This window comes from Lactonifactor sp. BIOML-A5 (assembly GCF_009677585.1).
Classification (GTDB): Bacteria; Bacillota; Clostridia; order Lachnospirales; family Lachnospiraceae; genus Lactonifactor.
In genome coordinates this window covers 1-24,781 of the sequence record NZ_WKYV01000034.1, presented here as the reverse complement: position 1 = coordinate 24,781, position 24,781 = coordinate 1, and the positions used below count along the sequence as shown (strand labels likewise).

Sequence of the window (24,781 nt, the reverse complement as noted above, 5' to 3'; positions counted from 1 at the left end):
AATTGAGGAAGAGGGTATGAATATGAACTATCGGGAAGCAAGACAGTATCTGGAGGATGCCAATAAGTACGGTAGCGTACTGGGCCTGGATAATATCAGGGAATTATTAAGACGGCTGAATAACCCTGAGAACGCCTGCAAATATGTACACATAGCAGGCACGAACGGTAAGGGCTCGGTCTTGGCCTATGTTTCCACTGTGCTGACCTGTGCGGGGTATAAGGTGGGAAGATACATATCACCCACGCTTTTTAAGTACAGGGAAAGAATCCAGGTAAATGAGGAGTATATTACCAGAGAGGCGCTGGCCCGTCTGGTAACAGAGATCGCAGGGGCAATTGAGGGGATGACAGGAGAAGGACGTCCCCACCCGACACCATTTGAAATAGAGACGGCCCTGGCATTTTTATATTTTAAGGAGATGGAATGTGACTTTGTGGTTCTTGAGGTTGGATTGGGCGGCCTGGAAGATGCCACAAATGTGATACAGACAACATTGGTGGAAGTTATGACATCCATCAGTATGGATCATATGGCATTTCTGGGAGATACCCTTGCAGAGATTGCAGAGAATAAGGCCGGTATCATTAAGCCGGGCACTGTTGTGGTAACTGACTGGCAGCAGCCGGATGCAATGAGGGTCATTGAAGAAAAGTGCAGAAAAGAAAACTGCACCCTTAGAACGGCAAAAAAAGAGAATGCCTATGGGGTAACGTCAGGATATGAAGAACAGATATTTTCATACAGATGCAGGGAACGGGTTTATGAGGATATGGTAATACGTCTGGCGGGCAGTTATCAGATCGAAAATGCCATTGTAGCGCTGGAGACAGTAGATGCCCTGCGGGATCTGGGCTATGCGATCTCGGAGGAGAAGATACGGGAAGGGATGATGACAACCCATTGGAGAGGCAGATTTACCATTCTTCAGAAAGATCCTATCGTTGTTATCGACGGAGCTCACAATGAGGACGCGGCCAGGACCTTAAGAGAATCCCTTACTATGTATTTCCCGGAAAAGAGAATGCATTTTATTATGGGTATGTTTGAGGACAAAGAGTGTGAGAAGGTAATTAAGAGAACCGCTTCACTGGCAGATGATATTATTACCATTCAGACACCCGGCAATCCCCGGGCGCTTCCGGCTGAAGAACTGGCTGAATTAGTACGGAAATATAATCCAAAGGTGGAGGCCATGAGCAGTATCAGGAAAGCTGTGCGGGAAAGCTTTCAGAGAGCAGAAAAGGATGACGTTATAGTTGCGTTTGGGTCTCTTTCTTTCCTGGGCTCAGTTGTGCGGGCCGTGGAGGCGGTGGAATACGAATAGAGAGACAGGCTGGAGCTGACAGGACACAGATATGTCAGCCCCAGCTTTTTTTGTGGCCGGTGAAACTGTGGGAGCTTATTGAAAAAACGTAGGTATCATTCATTGACAGACACACTAGATGCGAGTATACTTTTAATCATTGACCGGCTGGTCGGTCGAAGGTTTGACAGATGTTAGAATAAAGCAGCAGGAGGAAAAATATGTTATCGCGCTATAGTGTGAAAAGACCCTATACCGTTGTGGTTGCCGTGGTACTGGTGATTATCCTTGGGATCGTATCTTTTACAAAAATGAGTACGGACTTACTGCCAAGTATGAACCTGCCCTATGCAGTGGTGTTAACTACATATCCCGGGGCGAATCCGGAGACGGTTGAAGAGGTGGTTACAAAGCCGGTGGAGCAATCCATGGCTACCGTTGGAAACATAAAAAATGTAAGTTCCAGTTCCAGTGAAAATATGTCAATGGTTATACTGGAGTTTAATGAGAGTACCAATATGGACTCGGTAACCATTGAGATGAGGGAGAAATTAGACCAGATTGGATCTTATTGGGATGATTCTATCGGTAAACCTATCATTATGAAACTGAATCCGGATATGCTTCCGGTTATGGTTGCCGCTGTTGATGTCAAAGGAATGGACAGCGGGGAGATCAGTGACTATGTAAATGACACCTTCAGCTCGGAAATCGAAAGCCTGGAGGGGGTAGCCAGTGTAAGTACTACCGGAGGAATCCAGCAGAAGGTTCAGGTGACCCTCCGGCAGGATAAGGTTGATGAGACAAACCAGAAGGTCAGGGATGCCATTAACGGAACCTTCATGGAAAAGGAAGATGAACTGCAGGAGGCCCAGGATAAGCTGGACTCCGGAAAAGAAGAGCTAGAGAAGGGGAAAGATCAGTTAGATGCAGGGAAAGATGAACTGGCATCTCAGATGGGAGAGGGTGAGGCAAAGCTTCACAGCGCCCAGGGAGAACTTACAAAAGGGGAGACACAGCTGGATCTTTTTCTGCCGGTGATTCAGGCACTTAACAGCAAGGAAGCTGAGCTGGACGCGGCGGAGGAGGCTTTAGATAAAACTGCTGCGGAGACGGATAAAGCTTATGAGCAGCTTATGCAGCTGAAAGCCAGTCTGGAAGGCCTTATGCAGGGGATTGAGGGCTATAATGCACAGCTGCAGCAGATGTATAAGGAACTGGAGGAATTGCAGGAACAGCTGACTGCCGGGGCTCAGGCAGCGGATGTGGCTTCGGGGGCAGAGGACATGACGGAAGCGTCTGCCGGGGACGATACAAGTTCTATTCAGAAAAGGATTGAGCAACTCCAAAAACAGATAGAAGAGGCAGAAAAGAGCCGGAATCAGCTGGAGGAACAGCTGGAGGCGATACTTAAGCAGCTGAATGTTTCTGACGGGGAGGCAGCAAAAGCTTCCATGGATCAGCAGCTGGAAGCCCTTGGAAAGACAGGGGACGAGATTCGCACGGCCAAAGCAAAGCTGCATGATGCACGCGCTCAGCTGAAGGTGCAGCAGCAGGAGATGGAAAATGCCAAGACTCAGGTGGAGGCAGGCAAGGTGCAGGCCAGCGATGCCCTGGCGGCTTTAAACACGCAGAAAATTATTGCAACCATTGATATGAGTGTGGCTGCATCTAAAATAGATGCCGGCACCAGCCAGCTCGATCAGGCTCAAACCCAGCTGGACGCAGGAAAAGAGCAGCTGGATGATGCCAAAGAGAGTGCGATGGAGGGCAGTGATCTGAACGATATCCTTACCCTGGATATGCTGAAGGGAATTCTGGCAGGGGAGAACTTTGCCATGCCTGCAGGGTATGTGATGGAAGACGGCATCAGCTATCTGGTGCGGGTTGGCGACAAATTTGAAAATCTGGAAGAACTGGAGGATCTGGTGATTCTGGATATGGGGATGGACGGACTAAAACCTATACACCTGTCAGATGTAGCCGACGTGGCGGTGACAGATAATTCCTCCGAAGTCTATGCGAAGATTAACGGACAGCCGGGCGTTATGCTTTCTGTGGAGAAACAGACTGAGTACTCTACCGGGGATGTCACAGACCGTATTCTGGACAAATTTGAACAGCTAAAGTCAGAAAATGAGGATTTGGAAGTTACTGTTTTGATGGATCAGGGTGTATATATTGATATGGTAGTGGATTCTGTCCTGCAGAATATGATATACGGGGGAATTCTGGCAATTCTAATTCTTTTCCTTTTCCTGAGGAATATACGTCCTACGTTAGTAATTGCCTGCTCTATCCCTATCAGTGTTGTCACTGCGGTGGTACTGATGTATTTCAGCGGTGTAACGCTGAATGTTATCTCACTGTCGGGATTGGCCCTTGGAATAGGTATGCTGGTAGACAATTCTATAGTAGTAATCGAAAATATCTACCGTATGCGGAGTGAAGGGGTTCCGGGAAAGAAGGCAGCCATTGAGGGGGCGAAAGAGGTGGCCGGTGCCATTACGGCATCTACCCTTACTACTGTCTGTGTATTTGCTCCTATTGTATTTACAGAAGGAATTACCCGACAGCTGTTTGTGGATATGGGTCTTACCATTGCATATTCTCTTGCTGCCAGTCTGGTGGTTGCGCTGACGCTTGTACCTATGATGTCTGCAGGGCTGCTGAGGAAGACTGTGATAAAACCTTCTAAAAAGCTGGATAAGGTCAGGGATGCCTATGGTCTGCTCATGGACTGGGCATTGTCTCACAAAGCCATTGTTCTGCTTCTGGCAGTGCTTATGTTTGCCGGAAGTATGGTTTTGGAAATCCGGCAGGGGACATCTTTTATGCCGGAGATGGAGAGTACAGAGGCATCACTTACTGTTACAACTGAAAAGGGAACTTCTTTTGAGGATACTACCAGGATAGCGGATGAGGTAATCCATAAGATTCAGGATATTGATGATATAGAAACGATAGGTGCTATGGCAGGGGGCTCCTCCATGTCATTAGGCAGTTCCGATAACTCTGTACAGATTTATCTTATTCTGAAAGAGGATAAGAAGCTGGACAGTAATCAGTTGGAGAAGGAAATTCTGAAGCGCACTAAGGGGATCGATGGGGAAGTGGCGGTTACCACCTCATCCATGGATATGAGTGCTATGGGGGGCTCGGGGATTAATATCCAGATCAAGGGAAAGGAACTGGATACCCTTCAGACTCTGGCCACAGGGCTGGCAGACAAAATAGAAAACGTAAAGGGATTGCAGAATATTTCGGACGGTATGGAAGACACCGATGCAGAATACCGGGTTGTGGTAAACAAAGAGAGAGCCATGGAACATAAGCTTACAGTGGCACAAGTATTCCAGGCTATTAATGCGAAGCTTGCGGAGCCATCTTCAGCAACTACCCTCTCTACCCCCACGAAGGATTATGATGTGTTCCTGGAAAAAGATACGGATGAGACGCTGACAAGAGAAGATATTGCAGACATTAAAATATCCGTGACAAACAACGAGGGAGAGAAAGAAGAAATACGGATCGGCGATATCGCAGATTTCCAGCAGGCCGTTGGTCCTCAGGCGATTACCAGAAATGGGCAGTCCCGTTATATGTCTGTCACTGCGGAGATAGACGGAGACCACAACATCGGACTGGTCAGCGATGAAATTCAGGAAATCCTGGAACACTATGAGCTGCCGGAGGGCTATACCGCGGAAATGAAAGGAGAGGATGAAACCATAAATGACGCCATGGAACAACTGATGCTCATGCTGCTTCTTGCTCTGGTATTTATGTACCTGATTATGGTGGCTCAGTTCCAGTCTCTCCTGTCACCCTTCATTATCATGTTTACGGTACCATTGGCCTTTACCGGAGGCTTTCTGGGGCTTTTAGTAACAGGAAAAGAGATCAGCGTTATTGCTATGATAGGATTTGTCATGCTGTCAGGCATCATAGTGAATAATGGTATTGTGCTGGTTGACTATATTAACCAGCTGAGAAAAGAAGGAATGCCCAAGAGAGAGGCCATTATTGCAGCAGGCAAATCCAGGCTTCGTCCAATTGTTATGACTGCACTGACCACAATCCTGGGTCTGACCACAATGGCTATGGGTCTGGGAATGGGCGGCGATATGGTGCAGCCGATGGCAATTGTTACCATAGGAGGGCTGCTTTACGGTACTTTCCTGACACTCTTTGTAGTACCATGTATCTATTCAATTTTTAACAGAAAAAATTATAAAAAAGATGAAGCAAGATTGCAGGAGGATGAGGGGAATGAAGCAATCGCAGAGTCCGTGCAAAAATAGAAACGAAAAAGTGTTATCTCTCTATCAGGCCGTTATAGACCTGATAGAGGAGGATGCAGATATCAATGGAATGAAAGTGGCAGATATCACAAACCGGGCAGGGATCGGCAAAGGAACTGCTTATGAGTACTTCAGCAGCAAAGAGGAAATGATTGTGGAAGCTCTTATGTTTGATATGGAGCGGCAGCTGGGGCAGATATACGAACTCCTGTTGGTAAAAAAATCCCTGAAGGAGCAGATATACGGGGTATTTGAATGGCTGGAGAGCAGCTTTGGAAAGAGAAGCACCACTCAATTTTTCAAAATAACCAGTAATTCCTATGAAATTCAAAATTCACTCCATCAGGAGTTCATAAAAGAAAAAGGCAACTGCCAACTGCTGGACAGCATTCTCAATTTGATTATAGAGCAGGGGAAAAAAGAAGGGTGTATCCGAAAAGAAATTCCAGGGACTCATGTGTATATGATATTCGTGTCAAACTTTATCAGTTTCTTTATTTTCCTGGGGCATGAGGAACAGATAGAGGATGTAAACAGGGAAAGTACAAAAGAATTTCTGTATCAAAATATGATGAAGATCCTGAATTAGGGACAGGGCAAGATGAATTTGGGACGTGTTCTTTTTAGAAAGAACACGTCCCCTTTTGGAAATTAAGCTTTATTATCGCTTCCTAATACATTGGTAATCTTATGAGCTACTAATGATTTAACATTAGCGCGTCCAACTTTCAGGTATTCTCTTGGATCGAATGCAGCAGGATTGTTCCATAATACTTCACGAACACCAGCTGTCATTGCCAGGCGAAGGTCTGAGTCAATGTTGATTTTACAAACTGCAGAGCGTGCTGCCTGACGAAGCATATCTTCCGGGATACCGATGGCGTCTGCTAAGTTTCCGCCGTTCTCCTGGATGATTTTTACGTATTCCTGTGATACGGAGGATGCCCCGTGAAGTACGATTGGGAAGTTAGGAAGACGTTTTGTGATCTCTTCCAGAATGTCGAAACGAAGCATTGGTTTCTGGCCTGGTTTGAATTTGAATGCACCGTGGCTTGTTCCGATAGCGATTGCCAGGGAATCAACGCCTGTGCGGGAAACGAATTCTTCTACTTCGTCCGGATGTGTATAAGCTGCATCTGCATCTGATACTTTAACATCATCTTCCACGCCTGCTAATTTTCCAAGTTCACCTTCAACTACTACACCTTTTGAGTGTGCGTATTCAACAACTTTCTTAGTTACAGCGATGTTGTCTTCAAAAGAGTGATGTGAACCGTCAATCATAACGGAGGTAAATCCGCCGTCGATGCAGGATTTGCAGATTTCGAAGTCTGCGCCGTGATCTAAGTGAAGAGCGATAGGAATATCATTCTCGATCAAAGCAGCTTCAACTAATTTTACAAGGTAAGTATGGTTAGCATATTTTCTGGCGCCTGCGGATACCTGAAGGATCAGTGGAGAATTTAATTCTCCGGCTGCTTCTGTGATACCCTGTACGATTTCCATGTTGTTTACGTTAAATGCACCGATTGCATAGCCTCCTTCGTAGGCTTTTTTAAACATTTCGGTTGTGGTTACTAATGCCATTGGTATTCATCCTTTCTTTGAATAAATTTATATCAGGCAGCTGCCAAATTGCCATGTGTCAGCTGCTTGGTAACGTATCTGTACAAATACTTATTTGCGGGAAACGAAAGCAGGAAGTCCGTCTGTACCAACAGGAACTTCAACTCTGCCCTGCACTAACGGAAGGGCATAGCGAACGAACTCTTCGCTTACGTTTGAACCGTCATCGGTAATCCATGACAGAGGTACGGTTTTTTCTTCATTACAAATCTGATTCACGTCTTCCAGTCCGTATGCAATTGCGTATGGAAGATCGCTTTTTCTCACGTAAGATATCATCTTACCGGTTTCACCTTTTAATGCCGCGCGTACGCCAAATTCTCCGGCGCCTATTGCCTCTTTCTGGTCAGTTCCTGACATCATGGAAGAAGAGCAGCGCTGGCAGACATTAAGTTCTACAGAACGAGCCTTAACGCCAAGTTTGTTTTTTACTAAGTTTTCCAGATATTTGCCGCATCCCGCCAGCATCTTATGGCCGAAACTATCAACGCCAACGTTGTTATCCAGCTCACAGATAAAGGTGCCTTTGCCATCGTTGATTCCTTCGGAAACACAAACGATAACGTTGGGATTCTTCTCCAGACATTCCTCAACTTTGGCTAAAAATCTATCTACATCGAATGCAACTTCGGGGAGATAAATCAGAAGAGGGTTGTCACCTACAAATTTCCTTGCAAGTACACTGGCTGCTGTCAGCCATCCTGCATGACGGCCCATAATTTCTACAATTGTAACGGACTTCTTTTCATAAACGTTCGCGTCAATTACAATCTCGCGAACTGTTGATGCCACATATTTTGCAGCACTTCCGAATCCCGGGGTGTGATCTGTCATCACCAGGTCGTTGTCTACAGTCTTGGGTTCACCCATCACCCGGATATCGCTTCCGATCTGTGCGGCATAGCGGGAAAGCTTGCTCACCGTATCCATGGAATCATTTCCGCCGATATAGAATACATATCCAATATTCATTTCTTCGAACTTTTTGAACAACTCAGGATATACAGGATCTTCCAGACTTTCCGGCAGTTTATATCTGCAGGAACCAAGATATGCGCCAGGAGTAGTGGTCAGACCTTTTAAGGATTCGCCTGGTAACGCTTCTGCAAAATCCAGAACTGTACCGGCTAAGAAACCTTCGATGCCATTGACCATACCATATACATGATCGATTTTGTCACCATGACGGAAGGCTTCGGAAACAACGCCGTAGAGACTGCAGTTGATAACCGCAGTAGGTCCTCCAGACTGGCCTACGATTAAATTCTTGCTACCCATACTTTTAACATTGCATGACTTTTATGTATTAGAGTGGTAGTGTCATGCACTCCTTTCTATAAAATTTGTTATAATTATAACATATAAATATTGTTTGTGCACGAAAAAAGCAAGATTTATACAATTTTGTTTTGAAAAAATGCAGTCCGCAGCAATTATAGGAAAGAGATTTCTTATTCTAAAATGCCGTGGTATAATTTTAAAAATAGGAGGGAAGAAATTATGATCAAACCATCAAAACTGAGCCTTGCCAATTTACCTACCCCGATTATGGTCCCTGAGGGTTTGAGCTACTCAAGGGCTCACACAAAATTATATATAAAGCGTGATGATTTTACCGGATTTGAGATGAGCGGAAATAAGGTAAGAAAGCTGGAATATGCCTTAAAACAAGGGATTGAGAGTGGTGCAGAGGTATTTATAACCTGCGGGGGGATTCAATCGAATCATGCCAGGGCCACAGCCGCGGCGGCTGCCCGTCTGGGAAAAAGAACCCATTTGGTTCTTAAAGGTGAGCCAAAAGATCCGGAAGGGAATTATTTTCTGGATGTACTTTTTGGAGCAAAGGTGACATTTATCTCTGAAGAGGCGTATGGATCACGAAGAAATGAGGTTATGGAAGAGATTAAAAGGAAGTACGAAGAGCAAGATTGTAAAGTTTATGTCCTCCCTGAGGGGGCAAGCAATGGCATCGGGATGTATGGCTACTTTCAGGCATTTGAAGAAATTTTAGAACAGGAGAAGGAGATGGGGCTTACCTTTGACGCAATCTGTGTCACTGACGGCTCCGGCGGGACGTACGCAGGGCTTTATGCCGCAAATGAATACTACGAAAGCAAAAAGAAGATTGTTGGTTTTAACATCTATGATCAAAATGCAGACGGAAGAAAAAGGGCTGGGGATATTATCCGGGAGGGAATGGAACTTGCTGAATTCGGCAAAGAGATATCCATGGAGCAGGTGTGTATTACGTATGACTATGTAGGCGATGGGTATGGAATCGCATCCGATGAGGTGATTGCCTTTATAGCAAAAACTGCCAGAGAGACTGGTATGGTTCTGGATCCGGTATATACAGGAAAGGCTATGCATGGAGTAATAACAGAAATCAACAGGGGAAATCCCCTGCTGTACGGAAATGTATTATTTATACATACAGGCGGAGAATTTGGGATTTTTCCTCATAAGGATAGGTTTATATGACGGGACAAAAGATGGATTTTTATGAAAGAGTGGGGATTGTCTGCAGAAGAATTCCTTATGGAAAAGTAGCGACCTATGGACAGATTGCCATGCTGTGCGGCAAACCGAACAACTCCCGTCAGGTGGGATATGCGCTGAATCGGGGGATATCAGGAGAGGTGCCTGCACACAGGGTGGTAAACCATAAAGGATATCTGTCAGGGGCAAGTGCCTTTGCTGACAGCGCCATGCAGCGAAGGATGCTGGAAGCAGAAGGGGTGCAGGTGGGAGAGGAGAACAGAGTGGATCTTAAGGTGTATGGATGGAGACATACGCTAAAGGATGCTTTGGAATTCAGGAGAGTGTTTGGGGATGGATAATTCTCCTGCATAATCATCAGCCGGAAAGCAGCCTGACGTCATCTTATCTTCCGGGTATGCATATACATAGATGGAGCAGACAAGGGAGTATAGGATATGTAATGGCAGAGTTAATAAAAAATGCAGTGCACGGCCTGAATGGATTTATATGGGGACCGGGGATGCTGGTAATGTTTTTGGCGGTTGGGATTCTGTTTACTGTGCGTACAGGATTTTTTCAATTCACGCATATCAGGCTGTGGATGGGACGGACAATTGTAGCCCTTTTTCGTAATCGTAATGTACGAAAGACAGATGATGAGCATGCCATTTCTCAGTTTCAGTCTTTCTGCACAGCGCTGGCGGCCACACTGGGAACGGGAAATATTACAGGGGTGGCAACTGCCATAATTGCAGGAGGTCCGGGAGCAATTTTCTGGATGTGGGTCTCTGCACTGTTGGGTATGATGACAAATTTTGCAGAGAACATTTTGGGAATCCGCTATCGGAGAAAAGACTCAAAAGGAGATTGGACGGGCGGGGCGATGCTGTATATAGAAAAGGGGCTACATTGTCCGTGGCTGGCTGCAGTGTTTGCTTTTTTATGTATTCTGGCTTCCTTGGGAATGGGAAACATGACCCAGGCTAACTCTATGGCTGTGGGGCTGAAAGAGGCCTTCTCGGTTCCGCCGGTTCTGACAGGAGTGCTCTCAATGGCTGCTGTTGGACTGGTGCTGCTCGGGGGTGTGAAACGCTTAGCAAAGGTAACGGAAAAAGTTGTGCCTTTTATGGCTGTCTTCTATCTTGCAGGCGGTATTTTTGTTCTGGCTGTTCATTGGAGAAATATTCCCCAGGCGTTTTCAACAATAGTGACTGAGGCATTTCAGCTGCGGTCTGTGGGCGGCGGTGTACTGGGGTATGGAATGCGTCAGGCCATGAAAATGGGAATTGCCAGAGGGATTTTTTCTAATGAGGCAGGTCTTGGATCTTCTGTGATGGCCCATATTGCATCGGATGTAAAGGAACCGGTGGTTCAGGGGATGTGGGGAATCTTTGAGGTGTTTGCGGACACCGTTGTTGTCTGTACGATTACAGCATTGGTAATACTTACATCCGGAGTGTATGACAAAACCCAGTGTCTTTCTAACATTGTAAATGGAATTGAAAACATAGACGGGACGACATTGACGGGGTTGGCTTTTGAGACCGCAATTCCCGGAGGAAGCAAGTTTATGGCGGCTGCTATCGTGTTGTTCGCCTTTGCTACCATTGTAGGCTGGTCTTATTTTGGCGTGCAGGCAGTGACTTATCTTCTGGGAGAAAGATACATACGTTTTTACAAGCTTCTCTACATAGTGGTGATCCTTCCGGGATGTGTTACTGCTCCGGGATTTATCTGGGAGCTTGCGGATACTATGAACGGATGCATGGCGATCCCTAACCTGATTGCGATCACTCTTTTAAGCGGAGAGGTGACAGCAGCTACCAGAAAATATTTGAACACAGTCCAAAAAGAACAGGATAGTGCACAAAAAAAGAAAAGAAATAATATAAAAAGAATTTCAAAAAATAATTAACAAGATATTGTAGTGGTGGTGTATTTACATTAAATCAATCCAACGAAGGCGTTCCCAGTAATTTAGGGGCGTCTTTTTTGTGTTCCAGAGAAGCCAGTCCCCGTCACGGGTTTCCTCTCGCCCGGATATAGAAAGTTTCAGTGGGTAGCTCTATCCGGAGGGAACCATATACTCTGCGTAGAATATGATTATGCAGAAGGTTTATTGACGGGGAGTCTGATAATTTTTCTTAAAATCTTCTATCAGCAGGCGGCAAATATTGGGAAGATATTCATTTTTCTTATATACTGCAGTTAAGTACCAAAAAAGCACAGGTTCACCAATTGTAAAAAATACAATATTGGGGTAGGGATTCGAATGAAGAATACAAGCCTCGGGTACAAAAGTGATCCCAAAATTGGCTTCTACCAGATTCAAAGCAGTGGCCACATTGGCAGTTTCAAAGCCTGTTCCGTCTATCTGATTTACGATAAGGATCTCCTGAATTGCATGATACAGGTTCTGGGTGGGCTTTGGAAATATAAAACGTTCATTTCTGGCGCGTTCCAAATCAAAATGGGGGACGTTTTTAGGATCGTAATCGTATTGGAACGAAATATGTTTTAGAATGGGGTGGCGGATGTTAATCGCCAACAGAATACGTTCCTTCATTATAATCTCATAATGAAATTGAGGGGAGGGATGGATAAGGCTTTTTATACTGAAATCCACTTTTTTCCACTCAATAAAATTATAGAGCTCATGTTCCAGTCCTTCTTCTGCCTGTATATTGATGTGCGGGTAGTTCTCGCTGAAATCGGGAAGCACTCTTGGGAGCATATGGGAAGCTCTCCAGGGACTAAGCCCAACCGCTATCTTTCCCCGCTTTTCCATTCGTATCTCGGAAAATTCATCTTCCAGTCTTTTCTCCATATGATTCAGGGAATTTATATATTCCAGATAGTGCTCTCCCGCAAAGGTCAGCTTCAGCGGAATAGAAGAGTGATCAAAAAGTGCAATTCCCAGTTTTTTCTCAAGACGGTTTAAATAGTTGCTAAGGGCAGGCTGGGAAATATAAAGCTCATCTGCAGCCTTTGTTATGCTTCGGTATTTGGCTATCGTAAGAAAATACTCATAATTTTTATAAAACATGACGCCTCCTGTCTGCGAATTATGTATCGCACAGTGTATTATCACAATTTTGTTATAACTTATATATTATAATAGGAATTGGACAAATTATCAAGCTTTGTGTAAACTGAAATTATACAATAGGTGCAAAAAATACAAAAAGAAGGTGAATTAATTGCACAATTTTACCAAAAAGTATAAAAAGTTTTCCTATTAAAAATCAAAAAGAAAAGAATTAATTACTGATTGATAAAAAAATATCATAATCATTTTGTGATAAAGCTTACTGAACTATAACAGAGTATAAACGAAAGGAGGAGAAGGTTGTATGCTGCGTTTTTATGATACCAGCTAACTATGAGAAGTACAGGGGTGAATGGTTATGTAAAGTTGTATGAAAGGAGAACGTATGAGTCAGTTGTATACATATAAAATGCCTACAGAACTGTTTTTTGGACGGGGTGCAGCTTTGCACACCGCTGAAAAGGTAAAAGACCTGGGAAGCGACAGTGTTCTAATAGTGACAGATCGGGGGGTATATGCCAGCGGTGTGCTGAAAACAATTGAAGAGTCATTGCAGGAGGGAAACATAAAATATAGTATTTACCATGATGTGGAGCCGGAACCTACCTATAAAGGGGTAGATGAGGCGGTAGAGATGCTGAAAGAGGCAAAGGCTACAGCGGTCATTGGAGTCGGAGGAGGAAGCTCCATGGATACGGCTAAAAATGTAGCTGTTATGTGGACAAACGATGGAAAAATTTTTGATTACCTTGGCTTCGGAAACATAAAAAACAAGCCCCTTCCCATAATTGCGGTGCCGACTACCGCCGGAACCGGAAGTGAGGTCACCTTCTGGGCTGTGGTGGGGGACAAAGAAAAAGACATAAAAGCCAGTGTGGGCGGCTGGGAGATTATGCCGGATACGGCGATTCTGGATCCGGAGCTGACCCTAAGTGTACCTTCCCATGTTACTGCAGCTACAGGTATGGATGCATTCTGCCATGCAATGGAATCCTATGTGTCTAAGGCCACACAGCCCGTATCAGAAGGACTCTCCTATCACGCTATGCGTTTGATTGCAGGAGCTCTCCGAAAGGCGGCAACCAAAGGAGATGACATAGACGCCCGGGAGGATATGCTGATGGGAAGCCTTATTGCGGCCCTGGCTTTTAATGTGGGCAAATTGGGACTTTCTCACGCTTTTGCCATGCCTTTGGGCGCCAAGTATAAGATCCCCCATGGTACGGTGAATGCAATTATGCTCCCCTGGGTAATGGAATACAATCTCCCTGCAGCCACAGAAAAGTATATAGAGGTAGCTAAGCTTTTAGGGGAACACGTGGAGGGGCTGTCTCCTATGGAGGCAGCTGCAAAGTCGGTAGAGGCTGTCAAGAGGCTGAATGCAGACATTGGTATTACTCAGGGCCTAAAAGACTGGGGAGTGAAGGAAGAAGATCTGGAGGAGATTGCGCAGAAGGCATATCAAAGCGGCAATATTTATTCCAATCCCAGAACCTCCAGGGTAGAAGACCTTGTAGGGATTGCCAAAAAAGCTATGAACGGCCTGAGGTAGAGAGGAAGAAATATGCCGGAGGTAATAACATTAGGTGAGACTATGGTAGTCTTTGACAGCCTGAGCAAAGGGAAGCTGCGGTATTCCCAGGACTATGAATGTCACATAGGCGGAGCGGAGACGAATACCGCAGTGGCCCTGGTGAAACTTAATCACAGCGCAGGCTGGATTAGTAAATTGGGAAATGATGAATTTGGCGCAAAGATAAAAAATACGGTTGCCGGGGAAGGAGTAGAGGTATGTCAGGTATTGATGGATGACAATGCACCTACAGGTATATTCTTCAGGCAGAGACTGGAAAACGGGGAGAGCAGAAACTTTTATTATCGAAAGGGTTCCGCAGCCAGTACAATGACTCCAGACCTCATAGACCTAAACTATCTAAAGTCTGGAAAAATCCTCCATATCAGCGGAATTACACCCGGACTCAGCAAAGAAGCTGAGGAGACAACGGAATATGCCATGGCAGCGGCAAAAGAGAGTGGTCTGCTGGTTTCTTTTGATCCCAATCTTCGCCTGAAGGTGTGGCCGCTGGAACAGGCCAGACGCACGACGAACAGGCTCTTGAAATATGCGGATATTGTATTTCCGGGCCAGGAAGAGGGACGTCTTTTATACGGAACAGAGGAGCCGGATGAAATCGCAAGGCAGATGAAGGCATATGGGGCCGGTACTGTGGTGGTAAAAATTGGAGAGCAGGGATGCATCGGCTATGAGAACAAAGAAAAGTGCTATTCCAAGGGGTTCCGGGCAGAGCGGGCGGTGGATACCTTCGGCGCAGGAGACGCATTTGCGGCGGGATATCTCTGCGGCGTACTGGAGGGTGCTGAGATGGAAACATGCCTGGCTTTGGCAAATGCTGTGGGGGCGTTTAGCGTCACGCTGAAAGGAAATATAGAATCCTATCCCAGCAGAGAAGAGCTGGATGCATTTATGGGCGGCAGAGAAAGCTGTAATCGTTAACCAGGCAGGATAAGAGAAAGCAGGAAAACGTAAAAGGAAAGGAGATTCCTATGGATGTAAAAAGATTTACGGGAGTATATCCGGCAGTGATTACCCCCTTTGATGAAACCGGTGAGGTTGATACAAAGAAATTGACAGCTTATACCGAATATCTGTGCGGTAAGGTAGACGGACTGTTTGTGGGCGGTTCCTATGGATCAGGCCCAATTATGACCGTTCAACAGAGAAAAACAGTGGCAGAAACGGTAATGTCTGTGGCAAAAGGAAGCGTGCCGGTGATTCTGATGATAGGATGCACCGACACCAACAGCACCATCGAGCTGGCAAAACATGCCCAGAGAGTGGGAGCAGACGCTGTGGCAGCTGTCACCCCCTGCTATTACAGGCATACAGAGGATGTCATTGTCCAATACTACAAAGACTTGATCCAGGCAGTGGATCTGCCGGTTATTGCCTATAATAACCCCAAATACTCTAATTTCTGTATCAGCGGAGATCTGCTGGCAGCATTGGCCGACATTGGATTAGAGGGGATAAAGGACAGTTCGGCAGACATTGCTCTTTTCTATGATTATATGGCAAAAGTAAAAAAAGAAGGGTTCCTTTTCCTAATCGGCTCTCAAACCCACCTGGTACCTGCAGTTGTGGGAGGAGCACACGGTGTGGTATCAGGGCTGTCTAATGCCTTCCCTGAATTTATCAAAGAAATATATGATGCCTGCAAAGCTGGTGAATTCCAGAAAGCCAGAGATATGCAGCTGAAGGCTAACCTTCTCAGGTCAGTGACCGGTTCGGGCATTCCGGTTCCCTTTTACCATGCAGTTCTTCCTATGCTGGGAATTGATATTGGTATCCCGAAAAAGCCATTTCTTCCAAGAACGGAAGAGGAGGTAGAGCGTATCCGGAAAGCTCTGGTCGAGACAAAAATGATTATTGGGTAAAGGTATGATAGGTCTGCCAGGAACTGGGAGGCCTATTTGCTCCATGTAAAAGGAAGGAGGAAATACATTGATTGGAAATGTAATCACTTCTGTTTTATTACTGATTGCTTCTGTTTACATCTATTTTGAAAGCATCCAGATGCCTATGCTGGGAGGTCTTGCAGTTGCCGGACCCAGTTTTTTCCCTCTGTGCTGCGCGGCCTTTTTTACTGTCACGGCCGTAATACTTATGGGTACAGAAATATATCGGGTGATATCAGGAAAATATGGAACGGAAGAAATGTCTTATCTTCACAGAGAACTGTACAAAGTAGCGGAACTAAAGGGCAAGATTGGCAGCAATATGCGGGGATTATTCCGGATGATTTTTATTCCGGCCTTTATGATTGCATATGGTATAGCCCTCCGTCCGGTGGGGTTTGAGATTTCTACCTGGATATTTCTGGATGCAACTATGCTTATCTGTGGGGAGAAGAAATGGAAACGGCTTTTTTTTATACCAGCTGCCGCCATTGCCTTTGTCTATCTGGTTTTTGTCAGATTCTTAAGGGTCTCTGTACCTATGCAGTTTTTGTAGAAAGGAAGGTGTGTGTATGCTGGCGACCATATCATCGGTTCTTTCCACCTTGTCCTTTGGGACAATATGTCTGGTACTGGTAGGAGTAGTGCTGGGAATCGCGGTAGGCTCTATACCAGGATTGACTGCCACAATGGCTGTAGCAGTACTGACTTCATTTACCTTTGGGATGGAATCAGGCAGTGCCATAGCAATGCTGCTGGGAATCTTTGTAGGAGGAGTGTACGGAGGGTCCATATCTGCTATTTTGATGAAAATTCCGGGAACCTCTTCTGCGGTTATGACTGCTCTGGACGGATATCCTATGTCCTGCAGAGGCGAGGGCGGAAAGGCTATTGGAATTTCTACGGTATCATCTTTCTTCGGCGGTATTGTGAGCTGTATTTTTCTGATTGTGGGATGCTCGGCCATTGCCAGGATTGCAGCAAAGTTTACCTATCCGGAATATTTTGTGATTGCTGTGTTCGGACTCTGTGTGATTGCGAATGCGTCTGCAGATTCTCTTCTGAAAGGGCTTCTGGGAGCTATCATTGGAGTATTTATCACCACAATTGGAATGGACAACCTTACAGGGATTCCCAGATTTACTTTTGGTACACAGAATCTTATGAGCGGTATTGGCATGGTTCCTGCACTTATTGGCTTGTTTGGTGTGTCTGAGATTATGAATCAGCTGTTTACGATTGACTCCGAAAAGAAGCAGCAGCAGAAAATAGACAGGATTTTCCCGGGATGGGGGGTACTGGGAAAATTAAAAGGGGTGCTGCTGCGCTGTTCTATTATAGGAACTATCATAGGCGCTCTTCCGGGAGCAGGAGGTCCTATAGCTGCATTTGTGGCTTATAACAGTGAGAAGAGCAATTCCAAACATCCTGAAAAATTCGGGACAGGCATTCCTGAGGGAATTGCAGCGCCGGAGTGTGCCAACAACGCCACTGTGGGCGGCGCATTGATCCCTATGCTTGCTCTGAGGGTTCCGGGGGATGCGGTTACAGCCATTATTCTGGGAGCTTTTGCCATCCACGGAATACGTCTGGGGCCGATGATTTTCCAGGAGACGCCGGAGGTTGTGTACAGCGTATATGTATATACAATAATAGCTAATATTTTCATGATTATCATTGGACTGCTGGCGGCCCGCTGGTTTGCGAAGCTTATTAATACAGACAAAAAGATTTTAATGCCTTTGATTCTTATGGCATGTGTAATTGGCTCCTACGCGTCTTCTAATAAAGTATTTGATATTTATGTCATGGTTATTTTCGGCATTCTGGGATTTTTTATGGACAAAGTAGGGATATCCACCTCTGCACTGATCCTCGGTCAGGTACTGGGAGCTCTTGCAGAGACAAATTTTCGTTCGGCTTTGACCATGTCCCAGGGGAATTATGCTATATTTTTCAGGCCGATTCCCTGTGTATTCTGGGCGCTGACAATCGCTATGGTTGTTGTCCCCAAAACCAGAAAAGTGATAAAAACCAGGAAAGCAAAAAGGAGTAAAGAGGAGGAAGCAGAATGATAAAAAGATTTTTTCAGATCTTGGGTATTGCAGTGGCAGCAGTTATGATTATGGCCGGATGCGGAAATGATTCCGGGGAAAAAGCTGCATCTGCAGAAAAAGATTCACAGCAGAAAGAAACATCAGGCAATGCTGCAAAGAGTGAAGACGGGAGTTCAGACTATCCCAGCAAAAAGATCGAGGTGATTATCCCTCAGGGTGTAGGTACCGGAAGCGATCTGATTGCCCGTGTACTGACCTCTGTTATGGAAAAGGATTTGGGTGTTCCGTTCGTATGTACAAACGTAGAAGGCGGTTCTACTTCTATCGGACTGCAGCAGATGGCAGATTCTGAGGCAGACGGATATACCATTGCCATGAATATGACGAATCTGGCTACCCTGAAGGCCCTGGGATACTCAGAGCTTTCCAGAGAGGATGTCGAGGCAATCTGTTCTGTTAATTTTGACGGAGCTTCCCTGTTTATCAAAAAAGGGGAGGAAAGGTTTACAAATTTACCGGAACTGGTAGAGTATGCAAAGGCTCATCCGGGAGAACTAAGCTGGGGAACCGGACAGGCTGGCGGGATGTGGCACATGGCTATTCTGAAGTTCTGCAGTGTGGCTGGAATCGAAGTTAATGTAGTGCCGAATGCGGGGGGCGGTGTGGGACTTGGCCTGACACTGGCAAATGGGGATATTGATGTGGCGGTATCCTGCCCTGTGGACTGTATCGCCCAGCTGGATTCCGGAGATATAGAATTTATTGCCTCGCTTACAGCGGAAAGGCAGGAGAGCTATCCGGATGTCCCGACAGCCAGGGAATCCGGGTGGGACTGTGAGGTGTATTCAACCCGTGGATTCGTGGCGCCAAAGGGTACCCCATCGGATGTCATTGCGGTACTGGAAAAGGCATTCAGGAATGCAGTAGACAGTGAGGAGTACAAAGAATATGTCACTTCCCAGAATACCAATATGATATGGAGGGGGGCAGACGAATATACAGCGTGGCTGAAGGAAGAGGTGGATACCTACGTACCCATTCTTGAGGAAGCAGGACTGGCAAAATAGGAAAAGGAGGAAGTGAATTATGAAGTTTTACCAATATATCGGCGGAGAATTAGAAGAAGGGAAAGGCAGGGGGAAATGTATCTACAATCCTGGCACCGGAAAAGAGATCTGCCAGCTAAAAACAGCGGATAAGCAACAGACACTTTCTGCCCTGGAAAGTGCGCAGAAGGCGTTTTTAACGTGGTCTGCATTATCCCTGACAGAGAGGGGAAACTGGATCCATAAATTAAAAGCGGCGCTTTTAAAAAAGGAAGAGGAACTTGTAGATATCTTAAGCATGGAGACAGGAAAACCTCTGTTCGCAGCTTCCAGAGATTATCACATTTTAATCGACGCCCTGGATTTCTACTGGGAGGAGGCAAAGCGTCTGACAGGTATCAGTATTCCCGATTATAATTCTAATCATGCCACTTACCACCTCCACGAATACCGCCCCATAGGTGTTGTGGTGGGGCATCTTGCGTGGAATATGCCGCTTCTCAATGTAGGGGCAAAGCTGGGACCAGCACTGGCTTCCGGATGTACTTGTATAATAAAGCCGTCCTCTCTTACGCCTCTTTCCGCGCTGAAGGTGGGGGAAATCGCGGCCTCTATCCAGTTCCCTGCAGGAGTTATTAACATTGTGGCAGGTCCATCGGAGGAAGTGGCAGCAGTGCTCAATCAGAGTCCTGTTCCCAGGCTGATTACCTTGATTGGATCCTCTGCCACAGGCAGAAAGATGATACAGGAGTCCAGTACCAGCATTAAGACGTATTCTCTGGAACTGGGGGGCAATGCTCCGGCAGTGGTGCTCCCGGATGCGGATGTGGAAAAGGCGGCTAATTTTGTTGCATCTATGAAGATGAATAACTGCGGACAGGTGTGCACTAGTGTGAACCGGGCTATTGTACACGAATCTGTGGCAGAGGAATTCTGCAGCCTTGTGCAGAAAAAGTTTGAGGCATGCAAACTGGGATGGGGCAGAGAAGATGGGGCGACTATGGGTCCGCTGATCACCCCGGAGGACAGGAACAGGGTGATGCGTCTCGTAGAGGAAGCTGTAAAACAAGGGGCCAAACTTCGGTGCGGCGGGAATATTCCGGAAGACAGACCGGAGGGGAATTATATGATGCCGGCGCTTCTTACACAGGTACATAACAGCATGCGGGTATGTCAGGAAGAAATTTTTGGCCCGGTTCTTCCGGTACTTACGTATCACTCCCCCGAAGATGCCGTTGCCCTGGCAAATGATACCAGGTACGGTCTTTCCGCCTACGTATACACCAATGATATGCACCAGGCGTTCGAACTGGCTGAACAGCTGGAGGCTGGTGAGGTTATTGTCAATGTGTGGGGCGGCGGCTCCCCTCTGCCCTACGCCCACGGCGGCATAAAGGAAAGCGGAGTGGGGAAGGACTGGTCTTCCTATTCTCTGAAGGAATATTACTATGTAAAACGAATCACCCTTACCCCGTAAGGCTTATCCCGGAAACTGGACAAGACAATGGAGATAAAAGCAATTATCACAGATCTGGATCATACGCTGCTGGATGAGAAGAAAAGAATTTCTGACAGAACCCTGGAAGCCTTAAAAAAATGCAGAACCCGGAACATCGAAATCATACCAGCTACGGGTAGGAATCTTTTAGGGCTCAAAGAATGCAGAGAGCTGATTTCCTTGGTGCGATATGCGATTCTGGCCAACGGTGCAGAGATTATTGATTTGCAGGAAAACAAGTGGATAAAGAGAGAGCTGTTAAGCCCTCTGCTGGCAGTGGATGTGTTAGAGGAGGTAACACCATATTCCCTTATATACGACGTTTTTGCAGACGGCACCGGCAAGTCTGAAAGCAGATTTCTGACCCATCTGGAGGATTATGGAATAGAACCGGAGATTTGCAGAATGATGAGAAAAACAAGACAGGCTGTAGGTGATGTGATAGAGTATGTGAGAAACAAGGGAACAGGGATTGAAAAGATTAATCTGTATTTTTCGGATCTCAGGGCGAAAGAAGGAATAAGAATGCTGCTTGGAAGCAGAGGGGATATTGCTGTCACTTCTTCGCTGTATAACAATTTGGAGATTACAAACAAAAGAGCGAATAAAGGAAATGCTGTTCGATGGTTAGCAGCCTTTTTAGAAATCCCTCTCAATCAGGTTATGATTTTCGGAGATAGTGAGAATGACGCAACCATGATGTCACTGCCGGCATTCACCGTCGCTGTAGAAAATGCGGCTACCGTGATAAAGGAGACTGCGGATTATGTTACTGCATCCAATCGTCATGCAGGGGTTGCCCTGGCGCTGGAAAAATTTGTGACAGGAAGTTAGAGACCGCAAAAGGCAGGGGATTGTCTTCTGCCTTTTGCATAACTCTGTCAATAGCTTTTGAAAATGAGGCTTTACTGCTTTTTCGCTCTTTCTGGGTCTTCGTGCCGTCATTTTGTGCTCATATGGAATAAAGAAGTAATAGAAGTGTGAAATTTTGTTCTTGAAATTTCCAGAAAGCGTGTGGTATAATATTTCTTGTTCAAAGAGCGCGTATAATGGTTCAGCGTGAAATCAGTATGATTTCACGCTTATTTTTTTCCCTTGAAAGGAGTCTGGACAATGGAATTTTACATGAAGTTACCACGCAACAAAAAGGAGTTCGCTTTGTTTATGGGGATTATCTCCATTATCTCGGTAAACATTATCGCTCCGCTGATTACCTGCTTTGAAGCCGGGTTCCACCTATATGTGTATCAAGATGTTCTGACCGTCCTGCCGTTTATCTGGTTGAGTGTGATTGCGATTGTGTTGCTGACCTATGTGCCTGCGGAAAAACTGACCGCAAAAATAGTATCCAAAGGGGATAGCTTTCAAGCGCATATTGTTGTTAATATTCTGTGTACAGTCTTTATGATGTCAATTTTGCTGACTGTAATAGGTACATGGGTTGGAACGCGCTCTATCACATGGGAACCTATCCGAATGTTTTTCTTCAAATGGCCGCGCAACTTTGCTATATCGCTGTTTGTGGAAATGTGTATTGCTCAGCCGATTGCAAGGCTGGCAATTCATCGCCTGCACTTGCGAATGGACAGCAAGGTGAACGGTTAATACGGTTTCCTATCAGCGGCTATGCTCCCGGGCATGGCCGTTTGTTCCAGGCTCGGCTTTCGACGTATACGTCGGTTATCTCTTATAGTTAAAAAAGGACATAATCTCAAATGATTCTAAAGGTGATATTATCATAGATTCATAACACATGCCTTTTGCAGAACCCTTGACAGTCCGGAACAGTTATGCTATATTACAAGCAATATAAGAAAGAACGGGGTATCTGCAGGAAAATGAGAATGTAAGGTCTGAACAAAAAGCAAACAACAGGAAACTTTAAAATGAAAAGGGTAGATGCCCTTTTATTTGTTTTGCTCTGTTCAGCACCGGATTTTTCTTGCAGGTATTTTTGCGGGTATTTTTAGATACCGGCATTCTATTTGTATGCAAAAATCCTTTCTGGACAGAGTGTTTAGGAGGGATTTTTTTTGTTATTAGAAGCACATAATCTGGAAAAAGGATACGGAATACAGAAATTATTTTCTATTGATAAATTAGAAATTGGGGAACACGACAGGATAGGCCTGGTAGGGGCTAATGGATGCGGGAAAAGTACACTTCTTAAAATTCTCAGCGGACAGACTGAGGCTGATGCAGGAGATATTAAAGTATCCTGCAGTACTTCCTATATTACTCAGGAGCAGGAGACGGAGGGCGATACAAGCGCTTACCTTTTAAGCTGCATGAACCTCAAAGGCTCTGCCTGCAAGAGCGGGGGAGAAAAGACAAGGCTGGCCATTGCGGCAGCATTTTCCCGAGAGACAAAGCTTTTATTTGCGGATGAACCCACAACGAATCTGGATGTGCAGGGAATTGAAACTCTGGAAAAAATGCTGAAGGGTTTTAAAGGTGCGTTTGTACTGGTATCCCATGACCGATACCTTCTGGACCAGGTATGTGATACCATCTGGGAGATTGAGGACGAAAAACTGCGGGTTTTTCCTGGGAATTTTACCGCTTGGTCTGAACAGAAAAGCAGAGAGCGTGAATATGCCCTGTTTGAGTATGAACAGTTCCAGACAGAGAAAAAACATCTGGAATCAGCCATGCATCAGATTAAACATGAGGCGGAGGGGATGAGAAGGCCGCCCAAACGAATGGGCAGCAGTGAGTGGATTCTTTACAAGGGAACAGCTGCGATTCAGCAGAGACATGTGCAGAACAGGGGAAAGGCAATAGAAAAAAGACTGGATAAGCTGGAGAAGAAAGAAAAGCCAAAAGATTTGCCCAAAATATCTATGAAAATGGGGGCTGAGTATCCCATGGAGGGAAAAAATGCTCTCACAGCGGAGCACATTAAAATTGCTTACGGCAAAACGACTATCATAAAAGATGCTGATTTCAAAATATCAGCTAACAAATGTACGGTCATAATGGGGCCAAACGGCACGGGGAAAACTTCTGTGATCAGAAAAATAGTAGAACAGGATCCTGCTGTACGCTTCTCCCCACAAGCCAGGCTGGGGTACTTTGCCCAGGACCATGAGACCTTGGAGCCAGAAAAAACCGTACTGCAGAATGTCCGGTCTACGTCCAACCAAAAGGAGTCTGTAATCAGGGCTATTCTTGCTAATCTGTATCTGACATCCAGGCATATAGAAAAACCAGTGTCTGTACTTTCCGGGGGAGAACGGGCAAAAGTAATGCTGGCAAAGCTGCTGGCCTCGGATGCTAACTTTTTAATTCTGGACGAACCCACCAATCACATTGATATGTATACTGCAGAGGCTCTGGAATTGCTGCTAAAACAGTGGAAGGGTACTTTACTCATCGTAACCCATGACAGGCACCTGGCTCAGGAGACAGGAGAACGTTTCCTGTTTTTCGATAAGGGTGAGATACGGACATTTGAAGGCAATTGGAAGGAGTATGAGACCTCTAAAAGGCGTATGGAAAAGGCAGAGGATTCTGTGGAGCTGCAAAGGACACTGCTAAATATGAAAATGATGGAATTGACTGCCAGGATAAGTGCACCCAGGAAAGGGGAGAGAGTAGAATTGGTTAGAGAGGAGCTGGAGAGAGTGACGGAGGAGTATTATCGGTTGGGAAAATAATTGGGATTTAGTGCTGTAGCGCTTGGACTTCAGCTTAAAGTGATTCAAGTCGGAAAGTGTGAGGTGGCGGGGGGACGGTGAGAGAAATCCCGCGGCAGCGGGCTGGCTGGTTCGGACAGGAGGGAGGCTTAAGTTCCGGGGACACCTCCGTCGCGAAGAGAGTCTAAGACAAAACCGGAATCCCCGCCGGAGCACCGTTCGTATGTGCAAAGAATGCTTGATGTGCATTCTCTGCCCATGCTCACTTTTTTTCGGCCTTGACTGCCGAAAAAATCTCC

Annotated in this window: 19 protein-coding genes; 16 read left to right on the top strand and 3 right to left on the bottom strand. The window is 45.7% G+C overall.

Features of this window, described 5'->3' with window-relative positions:
* The first annotated feature begins 16 nt into the window (after positions 1-16).
* From GKG41_RS20015 to GKG41_RS20005, 3 genes are all read left to right on the top strand, one after another.
* On the top strand, positions 17-1,327 hold the full coding sequence (locus tag GKG41_RS20015) for a folylpolyglutamate synthase/dihydrofolate synthase family protein (RefSeq protein ID WP_347563367.1): 1,311 nt from the start codon (positions 17-19) through the stop codon (positions 1,325-1,327).
* 200 nt (positions 1,328-1,527) lie between these two features.
* Complete coding sequence (locus GKG41_RS20010) at positions 1,528-5,610, top strand: efflux RND transporter permease subunit (RefSeq protein WP_154261603.1); 4,083 nt, start codon at positions 1,528-1,530, stop codon at positions 5,608-5,610.
* On the top strand, positions 5,579-6,199 hold the full coding sequence (locus tag GKG41_RS20005; RefSeq protein ID WP_173015670.1) for a TetR/AcrR family transcriptional regulator: 621 nt from the start codon (positions 5,579-5,581) through the stop codon (positions 6,197-6,199). The genes GKG41_RS20010 and GKG41_RS20005 overlap by 32 nt, the downstream gene beginning before the upstream one ends.
* A 62-nt stretch (positions 6,200-6,261) precedes the next feature.
* On the opposite strand, the gene fba is transcribed toward GKG41_RS20005, so the two are convergent.
* Positions 6,262-7,197: a class II fructose-1,6-bisphosphate aldolase gene (fba, locus tag GKG41_RS20000; protein ID WP_072854780.1), complete on the bottom strand. Its 936-nt coding sequence runs from the start codon at positions 7,195-7,197 to the stop codon at positions 6,262-6,264.
* 90 nt (positions 7,198-7,287) lie between these two features.
* Complete coding sequence (locus GKG41_RS19995; protein WP_154261601.1) at positions 7,288-8,514, bottom strand: 6-phosphofructokinase; 1,227 nt, start codon at positions 8,512-8,514, stop codon at positions 7,288-7,290.
* A 222-nt stretch (positions 8,515-8,736) separates the two neighbouring features.
* On the opposite strand from GKG41_RS19995, the gene GKG41_RS19990 reads away from it, so the two are divergent.
* The 3 genes from GKG41_RS19990 to GKG41_RS19980 all read left to right on the top strand — a co-directional run bounded on the left by GKG41_RS19990 (position 8,737) and on the right by GKG41_RS19980 (position 11,632).
* A complete protein-coding gene (locus tag GKG41_RS19990; RefSeq protein WP_154261600.1) occupies positions 8,737-9,717 on the top strand; it encodes a pyridoxal-phosphate dependent enzyme in 981 nt (326 codons plus the stop codon).
* Positions 9,714-10,076: an MGMT family protein gene (locus GKG41_RS19985; RefSeq protein ID WP_347563366.1), complete on the top strand. Its 363-nt coding sequence runs from the start codon at positions 9,714-9,716 to the stop codon at positions 10,074-10,076. Before GKG41_RS19990 ends, GKG41_RS19985 begins: the two co-directional genes overlap by 4 nt.
* A gap of 101 nt (positions 10,077-10,177) precedes the next feature.
* The gene (locus GKG41_RS19980) at positions 10,178-11,632 is read left to right on the top strand and encodes a sodium:alanine symporter family protein (RefSeq protein ID WP_243141079.1); all 1,455 of its coding nucleotides are present in this window, start codon (positions 10,178-10,180) and stop codon (positions 11,630-11,632) included.
* Positions 11,633-11,833: 201 nt separating this feature from the next.
* On the opposite strand, the gene GKG41_RS19975 is transcribed toward GKG41_RS19980, so the two are convergent.
* Positions 11,834-12,763 carry a LysR family transcriptional regulator gene (locus tag GKG41_RS19975; protein ID WP_154261599.1) on the bottom strand — a complete coding sequence of 310 codons (930 nt, stop codon included), beginning with the start codon at positions 12,761-12,763 and terminating at the stop codon, positions 11,834-11,836.
* Positions 12,764-13,151: 388 nt separating this feature from the next.
* On the opposite strand from GKG41_RS19975, the gene GKG41_RS19970 reads away from it, so the two are divergent.
* The 10 genes from GKG41_RS19970 to abc-f all read left to right on the top strand — a co-directional run bounded on the left by GKG41_RS19970 (position 13,152) and on the right by abc-f (position 24,503).
* On the top strand, positions 13,152-14,318 hold the full coding sequence (locus tag GKG41_RS19970) for an iron-containing alcohol dehydrogenase (protein ID WP_154261598.1): 1,167 nt from the start codon (positions 13,152-13,154) through the stop codon (positions 14,316-14,318).
* Between the two features lie 12 nt (positions 14,319-14,330).
* Positions 14,331-15,281, top strand: a complete 951-nt coding sequence (locus GKG41_RS19965) for a sugar kinase (protein WP_154261597.1) — start codon at positions 14,331-14,333, stop codon at positions 15,279-15,281.
* A 50-nt stretch (positions 15,282-15,331) separates the two neighbouring features.
* Positions 15,332-16,222, top strand: a complete 891-nt coding sequence (locus GKG41_RS19960; RefSeq protein WP_154261596.1) for a dihydrodipicolinate synthase family protein — start codon at positions 15,332-15,334, stop codon at positions 16,220-16,222.
* A 67-nt stretch (positions 16,223-16,289) separates the two neighbouring features.
* A complete protein-coding gene (locus tag GKG41_RS19955) occupies positions 16,290-16,799 on the top strand; it encodes a tripartite tricarboxylate transporter TctB family protein (protein WP_154261595.1) in 510 nt (169 codons plus the stop codon).
* A 16-nt stretch (positions 16,800-16,815) separates the two neighbouring features.
* Positions 16,816-18,318, top strand: a complete 1,503-nt coding sequence (locus GKG41_RS19950; protein ID WP_154261594.1) for a tripartite tricarboxylate transporter permease — start codon at positions 16,816-16,818, stop codon at positions 18,316-18,318.
* Positions 18,315-19,367 carry a tripartite tricarboxylate transporter substrate binding protein gene (locus tag GKG41_RS19945; RefSeq protein WP_154261593.1) on the top strand — a complete coding sequence of 351 codons (1,053 nt, stop codon included), beginning with the start codon at positions 18,315-18,317 and terminating at the stop codon, positions 19,365-19,367. The genes GKG41_RS19950 and GKG41_RS19945 overlap by 4 nt, the downstream gene beginning before the upstream one ends.
* A gap of 19 nt (positions 19,368-19,386) precedes the next feature.
* Positions 19,387-20,823 carry an aldehyde dehydrogenase family protein gene (locus GKG41_RS19940; protein WP_154261592.1) on the top strand — a complete coding sequence of 479 codons (1,437 nt, stop codon included), beginning with the start codon at positions 19,387-19,389 and terminating at the stop codon, positions 20,821-20,823.
* 27 nt (positions 20,824-20,850) lie between these two features.
* A complete protein-coding gene (locus tag GKG41_RS19935) occupies positions 20,851-21,678 on the top strand; it encodes an HAD family hydrolase (RefSeq protein WP_154261591.1) in 828 nt (275 codons plus the stop codon).
* A 279-nt stretch (positions 21,679-21,957) separates the two neighbouring features.
* Positions 21,958-22,449: a hypothetical protein gene (locus tag GKG41_RS19930; RefSeq protein WP_154261590.1), complete on the top strand. Its 492-nt coding sequence runs from the start codon at positions 21,958-21,960 to the stop codon at positions 22,447-22,449.
* A 428-nt stretch (positions 22,450-22,877) separates the two neighbouring features.
* The gene (gene abc-f / locus GKG41_RS19925; RefSeq protein WP_154261589.1) at positions 22,878-24,503 is read left to right on the top strand and encodes a ribosomal protection-like ABC-F family protein; all 1,626 of its coding nucleotides are present in this window, start codon (positions 22,878-22,880) and stop codon (positions 24,501-24,503) included.
* The last annotated feature ends 278 nt before the right edge of the window (positions 24,504-24,781 follow it).